Source organism: Enterobacter cloacae complex sp. IR5418, assembly GCF_049238105.1.
GTDB classification, from domain to species: domain Bacteria; phylum Pseudomonadota; class Gammaproteobacteria; order Enterobacterales; family Enterobacteriaceae; genus Enterobacter; species Enterobacter hormaechei.
In genome coordinates, this window is record NZ_JBMKHS010000004.1 from 15,187 (window position 1) to 33,825 (window position 18,639).

Sequence of the window (18,639 nt, forward strand, 5' to 3'; positions counted from 1 at the left end):
CGCTCCTTATACCGTCAGGACTACGCAACTGTCCGCATCCCAGCAGAGGCTTACTTCATCGCCCCAGGTTGGCTGTCCCTTGCGATACCGGTGCTCGTTCTGCAACTGGGCGCTGAGCATCTGCCCGCTTTTCAGGCGCACATGGTAAATCGACAGATCGCCAAGATAAGCAATGTGGACCACTTCGCCCACGGCAAAGTTATAGTCATCGGCGGGCGGCTCTTCGCAAAGCATGATTTTTTCCGGGCGCAGGGCAACATAAACCGGCACGTTGTCCACCACGGAGTTATCCGAGTCAACCTTAAGCGGGTGTACCAGCCCCGGCGATTCAATCACCAGGCCGTCTTCCTGGCGTTCCTTCAGCAGCCCTTCGAAGACGTTTACCGAGCCGATGAACTCCGCGCTGTAGCGGGTTGTCGGGTGTTCGTAAATCTCTTCCGGCTCGCCAATCTGCACGAACTTACCGCGATTCATGATCGCAATGCGCCCGGCCATGGTCATCGCCTCTTCCTGGTCGTGGGTCACCATGACGCAGGTCACCCCCACACGCTCAAGGATATCCACCACTTCCAGCTGCATACGGTCGCGCAGCTTTTTATCCAGCGCGCCCATCGGCTCGTCGAGCAGTAATAATTTCGGACGCTTCGCCAGACTTCTTGCCAGCGCGACACGCTGACGCTGGCCGCCGGAAAGCTGATGCGGCTTACGCTTCGCAAACTCCTGCATATGCACCAGGCTCAGCATCTCCGCCACGCGCGCGGTGATTTCGGCTTTCGGCAGTTTGTCCTGCTTCAGACCAAAGGCGATGTTCTGCTCAACGGTCATGTGCGGGAACAGGGCATAGGACTGGAACATCATGTTAATGGGCCGCTGGTACGGCGGCACGCTGGAGAGGTCAACGCCATCCAGCACGATCTGCCCGGCGGTGGGCTGTTCAAACCCGGCGAGCATGCGCAGCAGCGTGGATTTACCGCAGCCGGATGCGCCGAGCAGTGCAAAAATTTCACCTTTATAGATCGTCAGGCTGACATCGTCCACGGCATGCTGGCCATCGAAGGATTTGGTGAGGTTACGAATTTCAAGCAGCGGGGTCAGCGCTTTACGGACTTTCGCCTGCGGGCGGGGGATCGCGTCATTCACGGGGTGCTCTCCGGCATAGATCAAATCATGGTGCAGGCGCACCAGAACGGTGCGCCTGTTGCCGGGGGCGCTAACGCTTGCCCGGCCTACGACTCACGGTAACTTATTTACCGCTCTTCACCTTCGTCCACGCGCGGGTACGCACACGGTCAATTTTCGGTTCCTGTACTTTCAGGGTGAACAGCTTGGCAAACACATCGGCTGGCGGATAGATCGCCGGATTATTGCGAATCTCTTCGCTCACCAGCGGCACAGACGCTTTGTTACCGTTGGCGTAGTAGACGTGGTCGCTGATGTGGGCAATCACTTCCGGGCGCATCAGGTAGTTGAGGAACTGATAGGCTTCGTCTTTGTTTTTCGCATCAGCAGGCATCGCGAACACATCAAAGAAGGCCAGCGCCCCCTCTTTCGGAATGAAGTAGGAAACGTTCACGCCGTTTTTGGCTTCTTTCGCGCGGTTAGCCGCCTGCCAGACGTCGCCCGCCCAGCCGATTGCCACGCAGATGTCGCCGTTGGTCAGGTCATTGATGTACTGCGAGGAGTGGAAGTAGCGAATATTCGGACGCAGCTTCAGCAGCAGGTCGGTCGCCGGGCCGGTGTAGTCATCAGCCTTGCTGCTGTTCGGATCTTTGCCGAGATAGTTAAGCACGGTGGCAAAAATCTCTTCCGGCGCATCAAGGAAAGAGACGCCGCAGCTTTTCAGCTTCTCGAGGTTTTCCGGCTTCAGCACCACGTCCCAGCTGTCCAGCTTGACGTCCGGGCCGAGCGCCGCTTTGACTTTATCCACGTTATAGCCAATACCGGTGGTCGCCCACAGGTAAGGCATCGCATATTTATTCTCCGGATCGTGCTTCGCCACCAGCTTCAGCACTTCCGGGTCCAGATTTTTCCAGTTCGATAACTTGCTCTTGTCCAGCGGCTGGAAGACACCCGCCGTTAGCTGACGCTCCAGGAAGCTTGCAGACGGGACGACCAGGTCAAAGCCGGTGCTGCCTGCCATCAGTTTGCCTTCCAGCACTTCGTTGGAATCGAATACGTCGTAGACCACTTTAATACCGGTCTCTTTTTCAAAATTAGCCACCGTGTCCGGGGCAATATAGTCAGACCAGTTATAGACATGCAGCGTTTTTTGTTCCGCAGCGAGCGTGCCGGCAGAGACGGCCATCAGAGCACCCGCAACCAGACCCGATAACCATTTTTTATTCAAGGCGATCATATTGTTATTCCTTCTGAAAGCTCGTTAACAAACGAACCAAAACTGTGCAGCCTGAAGATATGCAATAATCATGCATAGTTTGTCGCTCTGCCCGAAATAAAATACCGCCCTTTTCCGGCAGGTTCCGCTCGCTTTTTTAAGCACCGCAAGAATAACTGTAGCCCGTGTCTCCGGCTATAGCCCAGACGAAAAAACGCCTTTTATCAATTTTTTATGCAGATTATGTCTACGTGATAAGCCGAAACGGCCTGAGAGGAGGTGAAAAATTCTTTAAAGAAAGGTTAAAAGCAGCAGAAAAAACGGTGTAATGCAGCCGCTCTGGCAGCGACTGCGCAAAAGTCAGACGGGCTTAGTGGAGAAAATTGGGAGATGCATCATTATTCTCGGCATCATCTTCCGCGTTATACAGCAGGTGATGTGCGTTGGCTTCCATCATTACCATGGAAATTTGCTCTTCGCTCAGGCGCATAAACCAGGCGAACTGCTTGAAGGAGAGCCCCGCGCCGGAGAATAAAGACTGGCAAACCACCAGCTTCGGCAGATTATCATCCTGTATGTCGAGAAACGCTTTCACCGTCAAAGAACTGGCGTTGATCGCAGACAAATCAGACGCCAGCGCCAGCAGCGCTGAAGGCTTCACTTCAGCCAGCGCGGAGAACAGGATCACGTCGTTAATCAGATCGATTTTGGCATCGAAAATGCCATCGAAATTTTGCATATGAGGCAGATGCAGCGCCTGACAGGAGTCGCATTCGAAGAAAGTGATACCGGCATCATCAAGCCATTGACGTAACGTATCCAGTGTAGGGACGACCTGTAAATCCATCGCTGTGCAGCCTCTTAAATAAAAACGTTGTCCAGATTACGCAAAAAGTGCGCGCGGATCCATTTAACCGCCCGTTTTCAGGCAAAAACCCGGCGTCGCATGGCGCTCAATCCATGCGATCATTTTACCTGCAATATCAACCCCAGTGTTTTTTTCCACCCCTTCCAGCCCCGGCGAGGCGTTGACCTCCATCACCAGCGGCCCGCGCTCGGCACGCAGCAGATCGACCCCCGCCACGTCCAGGCCCAGCGTCTGCGCCGCTTTCACCGCAATCTCGCGCTCGCGTTCGCTGATAAGGGCGACCCGCGCGATACCGCCGCGGTGCAGGTTAGAACGGAAGTCGCCCTCTTTCGCCTGCCGTTCGATGGCGGCCACCACTTCATCGCCCACCACGAAGCAGCGGATGTCGCGCCCTTTGGCCTCTTTAATATACTCCTGCACCAGAATATGGGCATTCAGACCGCGAAAGGCGTCAATCACGCTCTCCGCCGCCTGACGCGTCTCCGCCAGCACCACCCCGATACCCTGCGTGCCTTCCACCAGCTTAATGACCAGCGGCGCACCGCCCACCATGTCGATCAAATCGCTGGTGTCGTCCGGCGAGTGGGCAATTCCGGTGACGGGCAGATCGATCCCCTGACGCGCCAGCAGTTGCAGCGAGCGCAGCTTGTCGCGGGCACGGGAGATCGCCACCGACTCGTTGAGCGGATAGCTGCCCAGCATTTCAAACTGACGCAGTGCGGCCGTGCCGTAATAGGTGATCTGGGAGCCAATGCGGGGAATGACCGCATCAAAATGCGGGAGTTTACGGCCTTTGTAATGAATCGACGACGCCGCAGGGTCGATGTTCATATAGCAGGACATCGGATCGAGGATCTCAACCTGATGCCCGCGTTTCGCCGCCGCTTCTCGCAGGCGTTTACATGAATAGAGCGTTCCATCCCGGGACAATATGGCAATTTTCACCCTGCACCTCTCTAAAGACATGGTAAAAGCCTGCCTATCATACACGAGGCGCAGGAGGAATGGACTAACGCGTTGCCCAGCCCTGTTTGTGCAGGTACTCAAGAATGAACGGGCGGTTCTCCTTAATGATGGTGCGACGAATATGGTCGCTCCAGGTATCGCGGCGGTTGTTGCTGTCGCGCGTCAGATAGTAGTTGGCCAGCTCTTCATCGTATTGATGCAGAACGTCCTGGTCGACCGGCTGGTAGTGGTTTTCATGCACCAGCATCGCGGCAGGAATACGCGGCTTCAGATCCGGGTTATCCGCCGGCCAGCCGAGGCACAGGCCAAACAGCGGCAGCACGTGTTTCGGCAGCTTCAGCAGTTCAGTTACGCTCTCAATATTGTTACGCAGACCGCCGATATAAACGCCGCCAAGCCCCAGCGACTCCGCCGCGGTGAACGCGTTTTGCGCCATCAGCGCCGTATCCACCACGCCCAGCAGCAGTTGTTCCGCCATCCCCAGCTCCGCCTCAGGGCAGATTTGCAGGTGACGGTTAAAGTCGGCGCAAAATACCCAGAACTCCGCCGCCTGGGCAACGTGCTTTTGCCCACCCGTCAGCGTCACCAGCTGTTCACGCATCGCCGGATCGGTGATGCGGATAATGGAGCTGCACTGTAAAAAGCTGGAGCTGGAGGTGCCCCTTGCGCTGTCGATGATCGCGTCCCGCTGCGCCTGGGTAATCGGCTCATCGGTGAAATGACGAATGGAACGGTGGGAACGAAGCAGGTCAATGGTTGGCGTCATTTTGTCTCTCTTTGTGTTGCGTAAAACGTATGGCAGCCAGTATAGGCAATGATCCACATGATGTAATTGGCGAAACATAGCCTGACTGTATCAAAGTGACAGGTGAAACCTTCTTTCCATGACGGCAGGTTATCGTGCACTATAGGCGTTATTCGCCGTCAGGCTTGTTTTTTGAGGAGAGAGAAATGTTTGCAGTAATTTTTGGTCGTCCAGGATGCCCTTACTGTGTGCGCGCGAAAGAGCTGGCTGAGAAGCTGACTGAAGAGCGTGATGATTTCAACTTCCGTTACGTGGATATCCACGCGGAAGGCATCACTAAAGCCGATCTGGAAAAAACCGTGGGTAAACCGGTTGAAACCGTGCCGCAGATCTTCCTCGATCAGAAACACATCGGCGGCTGCACTGATTTCGAAGCCTACGCCAAAGAACACCTGGGCCTGTTTGCGGCTCAGTAATGCGAAGACGCCCTCACCCGGAGGGCGTTTTTATTTACGGTGCTTCCGCTGTTGCAGCAGGCTACGCGTAAATAAGAAACAGAGCGCCCCCAGCGCGCACCAGAAAACGCCGCTCAGCAGCCACGCCACTTCCTGCCAGACGCTTCTCGACGAGATTAACAGCAGGCGCATCAGGAGTAAGCAGAGGGGAGCCGCAAGCATGGCCCCGATAAGCGGCATCACCACCTCGCCTTTGCGCGAGAGAAAACTGGCCACTGCCCCCGGCAGGATGAAAAAGAGCAGGCCCAGCTGGGGATGACCGGACGCCCTGAAGGCGCCCTTCACGTTAAAAGCAAGCGACATGCAAACGACCGTAAACAGCAAAAAACAGCTGATTACGCCAGCCCAGTTTCGTTTAAAGTTCAAACTATCCTCCTGACTTATCTCTATCAAATACAAAAATCGTCCGGTGGACGCCCAGTCAGATAAAGCATTGCGGCAATCCTTGCCAAAGCACGCCCAGAAGTCGTGCGATAATAGGTGGCTGTCGGTAGCTATGTCGATTAAACTAACCGCCTGCTAGTGTTTAGGGTATTTATCAGGAAACAGGGATGTGAGAAGTGATTCCCTGACTCTGAAAACAGTAGCCCAAATAGTCCTTTCATTCAACAACTTACTGGTAAACAAGAAGTTAGCCTCCGTGAATATAAACGTCGCAGACTTGTTAAATGGGAATTACATCCTGTTATTATTTGTGGTACTGGCACTGGGCCTTTGTCTGGGTAAATTGCGCCTGGGTTCAGTTCAACTTGGTAATTCCATTGGCGTTTTAGTCGTCTCCCTGTTATTAGGCCAACAACATTTCAGTATTAACACGGACGCGCTTAACTTAGGTTTCATGCTGTTTATTTTTTGTGTCGGCGTGGAAGCCGGTCCGAACTTTTTTTCCATTTTCTTCCGGGACGGCAAAAATTACCTGATGCTGGCGCTGGTGATGGTCGGCAGCGCCCTGCTGATTGCGTTAGGGCTGGGCAAACTGTTTGGCTGGGACATCGGCTTAACGGCCGGTATGCTGGCAGGCTCGATGACCTCCACGCCGGTGCTTGTTGGCGCGGGGGATACGCTTCGTCATTCTGGCATGGCAGGCACCCAGCTTTCCGCCGCGCTGGATAACCTGAGTCTGGGCTATGCCCTGACCTATCTGATTGGTCTGGTGAGCCTGATTGTAGGCGCGCGCTATCTGCCAAAACTCCAGCATCAGGATCTCCAGACCAGCGCCCAGACCATCGCCCGCGAGCGCGGTCTGGACACGGACTCCAAACGTAAAGTGTACCTGCCGGTGATCCGCGCATACCGCGTCGGGCCGGAGCTGGTTGCCTGGACCGACGGGAAAAACCTGCGCGAGCTGGGGATTTACCGTCAGACTGGCTGCTATATCGAACGTATCCGTCGTAACGGCATTCTGGCGAACCCGGACGGTGACGCGGTGCTCCAGATGGGCGATGACATTGCCCTTGTCGGCTACCCGGATGCCCACGCGCGTCTCGATCCGAGCTTCCGCAACGGGAAAGAGGTGTTCGACCGCGACCTGCTGGACATGCGCATCGTCACCGAAGAGATTGTGGTGAAAAACCACAACGCCGTGGGCCGCCGTCTGGCACAACTGAAGCTGACCGACCACGGATGTTTCCTTAACCGCGTGATCCGCAGCCAGATTGAAATGCCTATCGACGATAACGTGGTGCTCAATAAAGGCGACGTGTTGCAGGTCAGCGGCGATGCCCGACGTGTTAAAACCGTTGCCGACCGTATCGGCTTTATCTCGATCCACAGCCAGGTGACGGACCTGTTAGCCTTCTGCGCCTTCTTTATTGTCGGCCTGATGATCGGGATGATCACCTTCCAGTTCAGCAACTTTAGCTTCGGCATCGGTAACGCAGCCGGTCTGCTGTTCGCGGGGATCATGCTGGGCTTCCTGCGAGCGAACCATCCCACGTTCGGCTATATCCCTCAGGGGGCGCTGAACATGGTGAAAGAGTTCGGTCTGATGGTCTTTATGGCGGGTGTCGGCTTAAGCGCCGGGAGTGGTATTGGCAACGGTCTGGGCGCTGTCGGCTGGCAGATGTTGGTTTCCGGACTTATCGTCAGCCTGGTACCGGTGGTGATCTGCTTCCTGTTCGGCGCCTACGTGCTGCGCATGAACCGCGCCCTGCTCTTCGGCGCGATGATGGGGGCGCGCACCTGCGCACCGGCGATGGAGATCATCAGCGATACCGCACGCAGCAATATCCCGGCGCTGGGCTATGCAGGCACGTACGCGATCGCCAACGTGCTGCTGACGCTGGCGGGTACGTTGATCATCATCATCTGGCCAGGACTCGGATAAATCTCAAGTTTGCGTGTGACGCAAAAAATTTTCGTTACGCGCAGAACTTTTTTCGCAGGGTGCAGTCATAACTAGTGCCACTGCTTTTCTTTGATGTCCCCAATTTGTGGAGCCCATCAACCCCGCCGTTTTGGTTCAAGGTTGATGGGTTTTTTGTTGTCTGAAATCTTCAAAATCTCCATTACACAACGATCCATAACCTATACGCTACGTCTCTCCTTCACACCGTTATGAGTCACTGATATGAGCCACATCACCATTTATCACAACCCCGCCTGCGGCACGTCGCGCAATACGCTGGAGATGATCCGCAACAGCGGTACGGAACCAGAGATTGTTCTCTATCTGGAAAAACCGCCGTCACGCGATCAACTGACCACGCTGATTGCAGACATGGGGATTTGCGTGTGCGATCTGCTGCGTAAAAACGTCGAACCTTATGAGCAACTGGGTCTTGCACAGGGACCTTTCACCGACGACCAGCTTATCGATTTCATGCTGCAATACCCTATTCTTATTAACCGTCCGATTGTGGTAACGCCGCTGGGCACCCGTCTGTGCCGCCCTTCTGAGGTCGTGCTCGACATCCTTCCAGACGCGCAAAAAGGGGCATTTACGAAGGAAGATGGTGAAGTCGTCGTTGACGCCAGCGGGAAAAAAATTTCCCGGCAGTAGGCGTAGTTGGGCGAGCGCTATCAGACGGTATCCTCGCCCGCAATCCTCCCCACCATCGTCCGGATCTCCTCACGGGTTAACGGCGCCCGATCGGTCACAAAATGCAGCGTCATCCCTTCGATAAACGCATCCAGCGCGCGGGCGGTAGCCGGATCAAACCACTGCTCCAGCGTAGTCTGGCTCATCTTCATCCAGTCCTGCATGACCGTTTTCAGCGCGGCGCTGCGGTGCATAAAGGCGTACAACTGATACATCAGCGCCATATTGTGTGGCGTGGTCACGGCGGAGCTGTGGATCAGCGTGGTAATGGCCTCGCACGCCCTCTCCCGCCCGGTCACCCCCGCGAAGAAATCCCGGTACTGCTGAGACATCTGCTGCGTAAACCACGTGAACGCCTCCTCCAGAAGCGACTCCATCCCGTCGAAATAGTAGGTCATCGACCCCAGCGGCACGCCTGCGCAGGTGGCAATCTTGCGGTGCGTGACGGCATGAATACCGTGTTCAGCAATGGTGTCCAGCGTCGCCTGGAGTATCTTCTCGCGGCGGTTAGGGTCGTTCGGTGGTCTGCTCATAAAATCCTCATCCGGTTTGTGTACAAATGTACACAAAGTTGCTAGTGTTGTCGCTATTGTTGTACTTCTGGTGCTTATCCCAATGACGCTAACTTCTCCTCGCAAAGCCCTGCATCTGCGCATGTGGGCGCTGTTTATGTTCTTCTTCATCCCCGGACTGCTGATGGCTTCCTGGGCGACGCGTACCCCGGCAATCCGCGATACGCTGTCCGTCTCGACGGCGGAGATGGGGATCGTGCTGTTTGGTCTGTCGATTGGCTCGATGAGCGGCATCCTCTGCTCGGCCTGGCTGGTGAAGCGCTTTGGCACGCGCGCGGTGATCCGCACCACCATGTGCTGTGCAGTAGCAGGTATGCTCGGTCTGAGCGTGGCGCTGTGGTTTGCCTCGCCGCTGATGTTTGCCCTTGGGCTGATGGTGTTTGGCGGCAGCTTTGGTGCGGCTGAAGTGGCCATTAACGTGGAAGGGGCCGCCGTCGAACAGGCGATGAACAAAACGGTGCTGCCGATGATGCATGGCTTTTACAGCCTCGGCACGCTGGCGGGCGCGGGCGTGGGGATGGCGCTGACGGCGCTGGGCATCGCGGCCAATGTGCACATTTTACTGGCGGCGCTGGTCTGCATTATCCCGATCCTCACTGGCATCAGGGCCATTCCCGCCGGTACGGGACAAAACGCCTCGGACGAACAGAAATCTGCGGCAAAAGGATTGCCCTTCTACCGTGATTTCCAGCTGATGCTGATTGGCGTGGTGGTGCTGGCAATGGCATTTGCTGAAGGCTCCGCCAACGACTGGCTACCGTTGCTGATGGTGGACGGGCACGGATTTAGCCCCACCTCCGGCTCGCTGATTTACGCCGGGTTTACGCTCGGCATGACCGTCGGACGCTTTACCGGCGGCTGGTTTATCGACCGCTACAGCCGCGTGGCGGTCGTCCGTGCCAGCGCCCTGCTGGGCGGGCTGGGCATCGCGATGATTATCTTTGTGGATGTGGACTGGATTGCCGGTGTGTCGGTGATCCTGTGGGGACTGGGCGCCTCCCTTGGCTTCCCGCTGACCATTTCCGCGGCCAGCGATACCGGCCCGGATGCGCCGACGCGCGTAAGCGTCGTAGCGACCACGGGCTACCTTGCTTTCCTGGTGGGGCCACCGCTGCTTGGGTTCCTCGGTGAGCACTACGGGTTACGCAGCGCGATGCTGGTAGTATTAGGGTTAGTGATTATTGCCGCCCTGGTGGCGCGTGCGGTGGCAAAACCGGAAGCAGAACCAACGACAATGGAGAAGGGATATGAGCGTTAAACTGATTGCAGTCGACATGGATGGCTCCTTCCTGAGCGATGCAAAAACCTATAACCGCGCGCGTTTTCTGGCGCAGTACGCGCGCATGAAAGCGCAAGGCATCCGTTTTGTGGTCGCCAGCGGAAACCAGTACTACCAGCTGATCTCATTTTTCCCGGAGATCGCCCATGAAATCGCCTTCGTCGCCGAAAACGGCGGCTGGGTGGTGGATGCGGGCGAAGATGTATTTAACGGCGAGCTGTCGAAAGAGCACTTCCTGACCGTCGCCACCCTGTTAAACGACGTGCCCGGCATTGAGATCATTGCCTGTGGAAAAAACAGCGCCTACACGCTGAAAACGTATGACGACCTCTTTAAAGAGATCGCCGCGAAATACTATCACCGCCTTGAAAGCGTCAGCAGCTTTGACAACCTCCACGATATTTTCTTCAAGTTCGGGCTTAACGTCTCTGATGACGAAATACCGCGTATTCAGGCGCTGCTGCATGAGAAGCTTGGCGACATCATGGTGCCGGTGACCACGGGACACGGCAGTATCGACCTGATTATCCCCGGCGTGCACAAGGCTAACGGTCTGCGGATCCTGCAAACGCGCTGGGGCATTGACGACAGCGAGGTGGTGGCCTTTGGCGACAGCGGTAACGACGTGGAGATGTTGCGACAGGCTGGGTTTGGCTTCGCGATGGCCAATGCCAGACCGCATATTAAAGCGGTGGCCCGCTATGAAGCGCCAAATAATAATGACGAAGGGGTGCTGGACGTGATTGATAAGGTGCTGGACGGGAAGGCGCCGTTTAATTGATTCCGTGCGCTCTGGTGTCCTCTCCCCTTACCTAGCCCCTCTCCCCAAAGGGGAGAGGGATAAAGATTACGGTTGCAGGGCGTTTCCGACGCGTTTGTCCTTCAGGAACACCACCATCAGCCCTACCCACAGCACACCGTTTGCGAGATTGAACAGGCTGAACAGCCCGTTGCCGCCGAAAGCATAGGCGTGCTTGCTCACCTCAATACCGACGGTGAAAATCAGCATTTGCAGCATCCCCATCGCGGCGGACACCGTGCCTTTACTCATTTCACTGGCAAACAGCGTCAGGCGTACCAGACCGGCATTCGCCACGCCAATACCAAACGCGTAAACGCTCAGCCCCGCCGTCATCCACAGGTACGCATGAGACGAGGCTACGGTCGCCACCGCCGCGATAATCAGCCCTGCCGCAATGGGCCAGCCGCCCATAATAATTAGCGAACGCACGGTACGACGCGACGTCAGACGCGCCAGCACCAGGTTACCGATAATCAACGCGCCAAAAATCGGCACCTGTAACAGGCCATACTCATAGCTGCTAAGCTGCTCGCCGCTGATGATAATAACCGGCGACTGGGCAATCCAAGCCAGCAGTGGCAGGCTGACAAAGCCCGTCGCCAGCGCGCCCGCGACAAAACGGCCGTTTTTCAGCACCGCCTTATAATCACGCCCCAGCTCTTTAAGCGAGAGCTTTTCGCCCAGGCGGGTGGCGGTTTCCGGCATCGCCCGGTGCAGGCCGAAGAAAGAGATCGCCGCGAGCGCGGCGAAGAGGACGAACATCCCTTCCCACGGCGCAACGTGGACCCATGCGGCGCCCACCAGCGGCCCCAGAAGCGGCGCAATCAGCGCCACGTTTGCCATCAGCGCGGTTATTTTGATACACACCGCCTCCTCAAACGACTCCTGAATAGCGGCATAGCCCACGGCGCCGATAAAGCACAGGCTCACGCCCTGAAGGAAGCGCAGCAGCGTGAATTGCTCAATATTTTGCGCCAGCAGGGTGGCGAGACAGGTGACGATAAACCACACCACGCCCGTCAGCATCACCGGACGGCGGCCAATACGATCCGACAGCGGCCCTAACAGCCACTGTAAAAACATACCGCCCGCAAGATAGGCGGTCATGGAGGTTGGCACCCATTCAATACCTGCGTTGTACTGCTCAACCACAGCCAGCATGCCTGGCTGGATCATGTCGTTGCCGATGTAGGTAGAGAATTCGTAAAGCACCAGACACAGAGGAAAAAGTAACGCCTGACGACCCAGACGATTACCGGAAGAAGAACGGTTTATCATGCAATCTCTTTAGTATGAAAAAATCGCGATGAGTGTAATGAATTGCCGCTGTCTGAGATAGCACAATCACGTGAAAACACAGAAATAAGGCACTTATCGTTGTCGTTTAAGGTTTCCTTAAGTTGTCCTCCCTATGATAGTGCTATTTCACGTTATTGACCGAAACTATGACACACGCCGTCAGCCCTTCAGAATTATCTAAGTTACCGACAAACAAGACAAAACGCCTTTACCGTTTGCCCGTCCGCTTTTATGGTTATCAGCTTTTCGTGCTGATCGTCCTTGCGGTGCTTTTTACCTGGCTTTCGCGCGATGAATCACTTGACCGATGGATCACCGGCTTCTGGTATGACGCGGCGACGCACCATTTTCCGCTCCAGCAAAACCCGCTGCTGGATCTGCTGAACCATCGACTGGCGAAATACATCGCCATTGCGCTGGCTGCCGCATCGCTGATTTACGGCGCTTACAGACGCAATGCCCGGCTGGTAACGGCCGCGCTTCTGATGGGGCTGGGGGCGCTGGTGGTGGGGGTGCTGAAAAGCATGAGCCACCACAGCTGTCCGTGGGATCTGGTGGAGTATGGCGGCAAAGCCGTTGCGTATCCCCTGTTCAGTGCGATCCCAACCGACAGCGGACCGGGACGCTGCTTTCCCGGCGGCCACGCCTCAAGCGGGTTTATGGTCATGGGGCTGTTTTTTGCCTTCTGGCGTGAACGTCCGCGCCTGGCCTGGACCTTCGTCGTGCTGGGTGCGGTGATGGGCCTTTTGATGGGCTTCGGGCAAGTCATGCGCGGGGCACATTTTTTCTCTCACAACCTGTGGGCCGGGTGGTGGGTCTGGTTTTCCCAGGTGCTGGTTTACGGGCTGGTTTCCACCTGGTTTGCTAAAGAGTAACGAGATTATGTTAGAAAATCTGAACTACGAACTGTTTTACCTGCTCAACGCCACGCCGTCGTCACCGGAATGGATGATTGATCTCGCCACCTTTATTGCGAAAGATGTGATCAGCATTGTCCCGGCGCTGACCGTGATCCTCTGGCTATGGGGGCCGCGCAGGCAGGTCACCGCCCAGCGCCATCTGGTGATCAAAATGGCGATGGCAATCGGCGTCAGCGTGCTGGCAAGCTACGTGCTGGGCCACGCCTTTCCGCACGATCGTCCGTTTGTCGATCGCGTCGGCTATAACTTCCTGCACCATGCGCCGGATGACTCGTTCCCGAGCGATCACGGTACGGTGATCTTCACCTTTGCGCTGGCCTTCCTGTTCTGGCATCGCCTGTGGTCCGGCGTGGTGCTGATGGGGGTGGCGGTCGCCATCGCCTGGTCCCGCGTCTACCTGGGCGTGCACTGGCCGCTGGATATGGTCGGCGGTTTCCTGGTAGGGCTGATGGGCTGCGTCAGCGCAGCCATCCTGTGGAGCCTGTTTGGTCCGGCGCTTTATCGTGGATTATCACAGGCCTATCGCATTCTGTTTGCCCTCCCGATCCGCAAAGGCTGGATACGTGACTAACCCCGGTCCGTCAGGTTACACTTGAGCCCCCGCCCTGCGGGGGCTCACTTTTTTAGCCCGAGGATCTATGGAAACACGTCGCGATGACCGCATTGCTCAGCTGCTTCAGGCGCTGAAGCGCAGCGATAAGCTGCATCTTAAGGAAGCCGCTACCCTGCTTGGCGTGTCTGAAATGACCATTCGTCGCGATCTGAACAGCGACAGCGCCCCCGTTGTCCTGCTTGGCGGGTATATCGTCCTCGAACCGCGCAGCGCCAGCCATTATCTTTTAAGCGATCAAAAAACGCGTCTGGTGGAAGAGAAGCGCAAAGCCGCGCGGCTCGCCGCCTCGCTGGTGCAGCCGCATCAAACGCTGTTTTTTGACTGCGGTACGACCACCCCGTGGATCATCGAGGCCATCGACAGCACCGTTCCCTTTACCGCCGTCTGCTATTCGCTAAACACTTTTCTGGCCTTGCAGGAGAAACCCGCGTGCCGGGTGATTTTGTGTGGCGGCGAGTTTCATGCCAGCAACGCCATCTTCAAGCCACTGAATATTCAGGACACGTTGAGCAATTTATGCCCGGATATTGCCTTTTACTCGGCGGCAGGCGTGAACGTGAAGCAGGGGGCAACCTGTTTCAATCTTGAAGAGTTACCGGTGAAACAGTGGGCGCTCAACGCCGCGCAGCAGCACGTGCTGGTGGTGGATCACAGTAAATTTGGCAAGGTCCGTCCGGCAAGGATGGGAGAACTGTCGCGCTTTGACGCCATCGTCAGCGATTGCCGCCCGGATGATGAGCTGGTGGCATATGCGAAAGCGCAGCAGGTGAAGTTGATGTATTGAGATTATGCCGGGTGGCGGCTTCGCCTTACCCGGCCTAAAACGGCTCGAACGTTGGCCGGGTAAGCGCAGCGCCACCCGGCAAAAACCTAGCTAAACCAGCTGCCAAACCAGCCGTGGAATTTCATTAACACAAAGTCCCATATCCGGCTGAAGAAGCCGCCCTCTTCCACCGCTTCCATCACCACCAGCGGACGCTGCTCAATGGATTTGCCGTTAAGCTGGAAATCTATCGTCCCGACGACCTGGCCTTTTTTCAGCGGTGCGGTGAGCTGTGGCTCGGTCAGGGTATAGCTGGCTTTCAGGTTTTTCAGCTGCCCGCGAGGAATGGTGACGGAACCCGCTTCACCAGCCCCCAGGTTCACTTCGCTTTTATCACCAAACCAGACGCGCTGGCTGACGAAGGTGGCGTCCGGCTTAATCGGCGTGACGGTTTCAAAGAAGCGGAAACCCCAGGTCAGCAATTTTTCGGATTCGTTAAAGCGAATGCGATCGGTTTTCGTCCCCAGCACCACCGAGATCAGGCGCATGTCGCCCTGCGTCGCGGAAGCCACCAGGTTGTATCCGGCCCCGGCGGTGGTCCCCGTTTTCATACCGTCCACGTTAACGTTACTGCTCCAGAGCAGACGGTTACGGTTAGGCTGGCGGATATTGTTGAAGGTAAACTCTTTCTCTTTATGGATGGCGTACTCATCCGGCACGTCATGGATCAGCGCTTTGCCCAGCAGCGCCATATCGCGCGCGGTACTGAACTGACCCGGCGCATCCAGGCCGTGAACGGTTTTGAAGGTGGTGTTGGTCAGGCCCAGTTTTTGGGCGTAGCCATTCATCAGCCCAATAAATGAGTCCTGACTGCCCGCGACGTAATCGGCCAGCGCAATACAGGCATCATTTCCCGACTGAATAATGACCCCTTTATTCAGATCGGAAACGGAGACCTGGTCGCCAGGTTTGAGGAACATCACGGACGAGCCGCGCAGCGCCGGGTTACCGGTCGCCCAGGCATCTTTGCCGACGGTGACCATATCATCCAGCTTGATTTTGCCCGCTTTCAACGCCTGGCCGACCACATAGCTGGTCATAATTTTCGTCAGGCTCGCCGGGTCAAGTTTTTCGTCGGCGTTACCTTCCGCCAGCACTTTCCCGCTGGCGTAATCCATCAGGATCCAGGCGCGCGCATCGACAGGCGGCGCTTCGGGCGCTGTCTGTTCCGCCGCATGGAGCGTTGGGGCAAAAAGGAAAAGCAGCGCCGAGCCTGCCGCCAGGCTGCGCAGAGAAGAAGTTTTTTGCGTCATAAATGCCACCCGAGTGTCCATTCTAAAAATCACGTCACAATCACCGTGTCGCAAGAAGCGATGAGTAATAGCGCACTACAGCGTTCAAAGAAACCTGTTCCAGGTAAAGTTTTTAAAGTTTATGCAATAACATTCAGATACGCTTTGATTGCGGCGTTTTTTTTAGCATCTGTTGCGTAATTGTTAGGTTTATCTCACCATGACGAAAAGCTGACTCGGATTCACATCTCATTGGGAGTAAATATGATTACGCTGTGGGGCAGGAACAATTCGACCAACGTGAAGAAAGTGCTCTGGACGCTGGAGGAGCTGGATTTACCGTTCAATCAAATTATGGCTGGCATGGCGTTCGGGGTGAATAAAGACGCTGACTATCTGGCGATGAACCCCAACGGGCTGGTGCCGTTGCTGCGCGATGACGAGACAGACGCCACGCTGTGGGAGTCCAACACCATCGTGCGTTACCTTGCCGCACAGTACGGCCAGGGTCGGCTGTGGGTTGAAAATCCGGCCCAGCGCGCCCAGGGCGAAAAATGGATGGACTGGGCAAACCAGACGCTTTCCCCCACGCACCGCGTCATCCTGATGGGGCTGATCCGCACGCCGGAAGCCGATCGTGATTATCCCGCCATTCATGCCGCCCAGGACGCCTGCGAATCCCTGTTCGCGATGATGGACGACGAACTGGCGAAGCACACCTGGTTCTCCGGTGAGACGTTCGGCGTGGGTGATATCGCCGTCGCCCCCTTCGTCTGGAACCTCACCAACATGGGTCTCAGCTGGACTCCGCGCCCTCACCTGGAGCGCTGGATCCAGCAGCTCAGCGAGCGCCCGGCGTATCGCAACGTGGTGATGATCCCGGTGACCTGATTACGACCCGGACGGGCTGACTTTCAACAGTTGCCCGTCCGTCTCGTCGGTCAGCACGTACAGATAGCCATCCGGCCCGACGCGCACATCGCGAATACGCTGATCTTTATCCCCCAGAATGCGTCCGTCCTCGGTCACGGTATTGCCGTTTACGCTCAGTACGATGACGTCTTTCTCCTTCAGCGCACCGATAAACAGCTTGTTTTTCCACTGCGGGAAGACGTCGCTGTTGTAGAACGCCATGCCGCTGACGGCGGGCGACACTTTCCAGACAAACAGCGGTTTTTCGGTGCCTTCAACGTGCTCGCCTTTTGCTTCCGGGATTTTCAGGCCGCTGTAATTGATCCCGTGCGTCGCCACCGGCCAGCCGTAGTTTTTTCCCTTTTCAGGAATGTTGATCTCATCCCCGCCGCGCGGCCCGTGTTCGTTGAGCCACAGCGTGTCACTCCACGGGTTCATCGCCATCCCCTGGGGGTTGCGGATACCATAAGACCAGATTTCAGGGCGCGCACCGGCGGTGTTCACAAACGGGTTATCCGGCGGCACTTTCCCGTCTTCCGTCAGGCGTACCACCTTGCCCTGAAGCTTATCCAGATCCTGCGCCGTCGGGCGCTGGTTGTTTTCACCTAAGCCAATAAAGAGATGGCCTTTACCGTCAAACACCAGCCGTCCGCCAAAGTGGTTGCCGGTAGAGAGTTTCGGCATCTGTCGGAACACCACCTGGAAGCCCTCAATGCGCGACAGGTCATCGCTCAAGCGCCCGTAGCCCACCGCGGTACCTGCTTTGCCATCCTTGCCTGCCTCGGCGAAACTGAGCCAGACCCGCCGTGACTGTGCGAAATCCGGGGCCAGCGCGACGTCCAGCAGTCCGCCCTGGCCGCTCGCCCATACTTTCGGCACGCCAACAATCGGATCGGATAGCCCTTTCCCTGCCTGCCAGTGCTTAAGCTGCCCGTCTTTTAGGGTGATCAGCAGCCCCTTATTGTCTGGCAGAAACGCCAGCGACCAGGGGTGATCCAGTTTTGTCTGTAGCACGTCAACCTTAACCGACTCGGGCGCCGCAAGCAGCGAAAGCGGGAATAACAGCACAGGAAGGAAAATCAGCGAGGATCGAGGCATAACGCACTCCTTTATCGACATATGGCTTAAAGATTAGCCACTGTTCCCGGGTGCGTTACCACTTTTACAAAAGCTTAATCAGAAGGGGGAGTTGCCTCCCCCGGGGGTCAGTGGTGGGCAAGCGTTTCCGGCTTGTTCAGACACATGATGCAAAGCGCGAGCGTGGTCAGGCAGTTTTCAAGCTTCTCCGCGTTAACGGCAATAAAATTCGGGCAGTCGTGACGTCCGTTCATCAAACAGACCCCGGCGATGGAGAGCACCTCGGCGGCACGGCGCAGCGCCACTACCTCGCTTTCAGCGTAGTGCGCTTTCAGAATGGGTGCTTTTTCACGCATGAAATTGCAAAGTTCAAAGAAGTTATCACGCAGATTTTCGCTTTCGCTGACTGACATATACCCTTTCGCCTTGCGCAGTTGCAGATATGCGGCCAGGTCGATTCGGGCGTTGATCAGCTTGTTAAGCAGATCGCGTTTCAGTCTGTCAACGGACATGCTATTTCCTCCTCTGTCAGCCATGTTACCTTATTAAGAATAAGGTCATTTTTTGTACAATGTAATGCCTGAGATCAAGAAACGATAACTGATTAACATTCTTTACAATGTTACAACGATTGCCCGGAT

20 protein-coding genes are annotated in these 18,639 nt (G+C 56.2%); 9 read left to right on the plus strand and 11 right to left on the minus strand.

The genetic code is table 11. From position 1 onward, the window contains the following. Positions 1-6: 6 nt before the first annotated feature. The 5 genes from potG to nfsA all read right to left on the minus strand — a co-directional run bounded on the left by potG (position 7) and on the right by nfsA (position 4,935). On the minus strand, positions 7-1,140 hold the full coding sequence (potG, locus tag ACOTX7_RS04725; RefSeq protein WP_221257222.1) for a putrescine ABC transporter ATP-binding subunit PotG: 1,134 nt from the start codon (positions 1,138-1,140) through the stop codon (positions 7-9). A 103-nt stretch (positions 1,141-1,243) separates the two neighbouring features. Continuing rightward, positions 1,244-2,356 (minus strand): spermidine/putrescine ABC transporter substrate-binding protein PotF, encoded by a 1,113-nt coding sequence (potF, locus tag ACOTX7_RS04730; protein WP_221813548.1) that lies wholly within the window; start codon positions 2,354-2,356, stop codon positions 1,244-1,246. 349 nt (positions 2,357-2,705) lie between these two features. Continuing rightward, on the minus strand, positions 2,706-3,182 hold the full coding sequence (locus ACOTX7_RS04735) for a YbjN domain-containing protein (RefSeq protein ID WP_221257144.1): 477 nt from the start codon (positions 3,180-3,182) through the stop codon (positions 2,706-2,708). Between the two features lie 63 nt (positions 3,183-3,245). Next, entirely contained in the window at positions 3,246-4,148 is a 903-nt protein-coding gene (gene rimK, locus ACOTX7_RS04740) for a 30S ribosomal protein S6--L-glutamate ligase (protein WP_221257143.1), read from the minus strand. 64 nt (positions 4,149-4,212) lie between these two features. Further along, positions 4,213-4,935, minus strand: coding sequence for an oxygen-insensitive NADPH nitroreductase (gene nfsA / locus ACOTX7_RS04745; RefSeq protein WP_214591393.1), 723 nt, complete (start codon positions 4,933-4,935; stop codon positions 4,213-4,215). A 185-nt stretch (positions 4,936-5,120) separates the two neighbouring features. On the opposite strand from nfsA, the gene ACOTX7_RS04750 reads away from it, so the two are divergent. Continuing rightward, on the plus strand, positions 5,121-5,390 hold the full coding sequence (locus ACOTX7_RS04750) for a GrxA family glutaredoxin (protein ID WP_006809455.1): 270 nt from the start codon (positions 5,121-5,123) through the stop codon (positions 5,388-5,390). Positions 5,391-5,420: 30 nt separating this feature from the next. On the opposite strand, the gene ACOTX7_RS04755 is transcribed toward ACOTX7_RS04750, so the two are convergent. Then, positions 5,421-5,795, minus strand: a complete 375-nt coding sequence (locus ACOTX7_RS04755) for an inner membrane protein YbjM (protein ID WP_221257142.1) — start codon at positions 5,793-5,795, stop codon at positions 5,421-5,423. A gap of 274 nt (positions 5,796-6,069) precedes the next feature. On the opposite strand from ACOTX7_RS04755, the gene ACOTX7_RS04760 reads away from it, so the two are divergent. Beyond that, on the plus strand, positions 6,070-7,755 hold the full coding sequence (locus ACOTX7_RS04760) for an aspartate:alanine antiporter (protein ID WP_001024855.1): 1,686 nt from the start codon (positions 6,070-6,072) through the stop codon (positions 7,753-7,755). 243 nt (positions 7,756-7,998) lie between these two features. Then, complete coding sequence (arsC, locus tag ACOTX7_RS04765) at positions 7,999-8,430, plus strand: glutaredoxin-dependent arsenate reductase (RefSeq protein WP_221257141.1); 432 nt, start codon at positions 7,999-8,001, stop codon at positions 8,428-8,430. Between the two features lie 20 nt (positions 8,431-8,450). Here the strand turns inward: arsC and ACOTX7_RS04770 are convergent, their stop codons facing one another. Further along, positions 8,451-9,002 carry a TetR/AcrR family transcriptional regulator gene (locus ACOTX7_RS04770; RefSeq protein ID WP_221257140.1) on the minus strand — a complete coding sequence of 184 codons (552 nt, stop codon included), beginning with the start codon at positions 9,000-9,002 and terminating at the stop codon, positions 8,451-8,453. Between the two features lie 82 nt (positions 9,003-9,084). Here ACOTX7_RS04770 and ACOTX7_RS04775 point away from each other — a divergent pair, with 82 nt between their 5' ends. Together ACOTX7_RS04775 and ACOTX7_RS04780 are read left to right on the plus strand one after the other, a co-directional pair. Then, positions 9,085-10,299: an MFS transporter gene (locus tag ACOTX7_RS04775; protein WP_205924172.1), complete on the plus strand. Its 1,215-nt coding sequence runs from the start codon at positions 9,085-9,087 to the stop codon at positions 10,297-10,299. Next, the gene (locus tag ACOTX7_RS04780) at positions 10,289-11,101 is read left to right on the plus strand and encodes a Cof-type HAD-IIB family hydrolase (RefSeq protein WP_421626055.1); all 813 of its coding nucleotides are present in this window, start codon (positions 10,289-10,291) and stop codon (positions 11,099-11,101) included. Before ACOTX7_RS04775 ends, ACOTX7_RS04780 begins: the two co-directional genes overlap by 11 nt. Before the next feature lie 66 nt (positions 11,102-11,167). Here ACOTX7_RS04780 and ACOTX7_RS04785 read toward each other — a convergent pair whose 3' ends face one another. Next, positions 11,168-12,400, minus strand: a complete 1,233-nt coding sequence (locus ACOTX7_RS04785; protein WP_006809465.1) for an MFS transporter — start codon at positions 12,398-12,400, stop codon at positions 11,168-11,170. A 167-nt stretch (positions 12,401-12,567) separates the two neighbouring features. Here ACOTX7_RS04785 and ACOTX7_RS04790 point away from each other — a divergent pair, with 167 nt between their 5' ends. The 3 genes from ACOTX7_RS04790 (at position 12,568) to deoR (ending at position 14,738) form a co-directional block, all read left to right on the plus strand. Then, positions 12,568-13,296 carry a phosphatase PAP2 family protein gene (locus tag ACOTX7_RS04790; RefSeq protein WP_047354322.1) on the plus strand — a complete coding sequence of 243 codons (729 nt, stop codon included), beginning with the start codon at positions 12,568-12,570 and terminating at the stop codon, positions 13,294-13,296. A 7-nt stretch (positions 13,297-13,303) separates the two neighbouring features. Then, the gene (ybjG, locus tag ACOTX7_RS04795; protein ID WP_421626056.1) at positions 13,304-13,912 is read left to right on the plus strand and encodes an undecaprenyl-diphosphate phosphatase; all 609 of its coding nucleotides are present in this window, start codon (positions 13,304-13,306) and stop codon (positions 13,910-13,912) included. 67 nt (positions 13,913-13,979) lie between these two features. Next, positions 13,980-14,738 carry a DNA-binding transcriptional repressor DeoR gene (gene deoR, locus ACOTX7_RS04800; RefSeq protein WP_006809468.1) on the plus strand — a complete coding sequence of 253 codons (759 nt, stop codon included), beginning with the start codon at positions 13,980-13,982 and terminating at the stop codon, positions 14,736-14,738. Positions 14,739-14,824: 86 nt separating this feature from the next. Here deoR and dacC read toward each other — a convergent pair whose 3' ends face one another. Beyond that, the gene (dacC, locus tag ACOTX7_RS04805) at positions 14,825-16,030 is read right to left on the minus strand and encodes a serine-type D-Ala-D-Ala carboxypeptidase (RefSeq protein WP_032673748.1); all 1,206 of its coding nucleotides are present in this window, start codon (positions 16,028-16,030) and stop codon (positions 14,825-14,827) included. 243 nt (positions 16,031-16,273) lie between these two features. On the opposite strand from dacC, the gene ACOTX7_RS04810 reads away from it, so the two are divergent. Continuing rightward, positions 16,274-16,900, plus strand: coding sequence for a glutathione S-transferase family protein (locus tag ACOTX7_RS04810; protein WP_006809470.1), 627 nt, complete (start codon positions 16,274-16,276; stop codon positions 16,898-16,900). Here ACOTX7_RS04810 and ACOTX7_RS04815 read toward each other — a convergent pair whose 3' ends face one another. Together ACOTX7_RS04815 and bssR are read right to left on the minus strand one after the other, a co-directional pair. After that, positions 16,901-18,019, minus strand: coding sequence for a PQQ-dependent sugar dehydrogenase (locus ACOTX7_RS04815; RefSeq protein ID WP_032673564.1), 1,119 nt, complete (start codon positions 18,017-18,019; stop codon positions 16,901-16,903). 107 nt (positions 18,020-18,126) lie between these two features. After that, positions 18,127-18,510, minus strand: coding sequence for a biofilm formation regulator BssR (gene bssR / locus ACOTX7_RS04820; protein WP_032673565.1), 384 nt, complete (start codon positions 18,508-18,510; stop codon positions 18,127-18,129). Between the last annotated feature and the right edge of the window lie 129 nt (positions 18,511-18,639).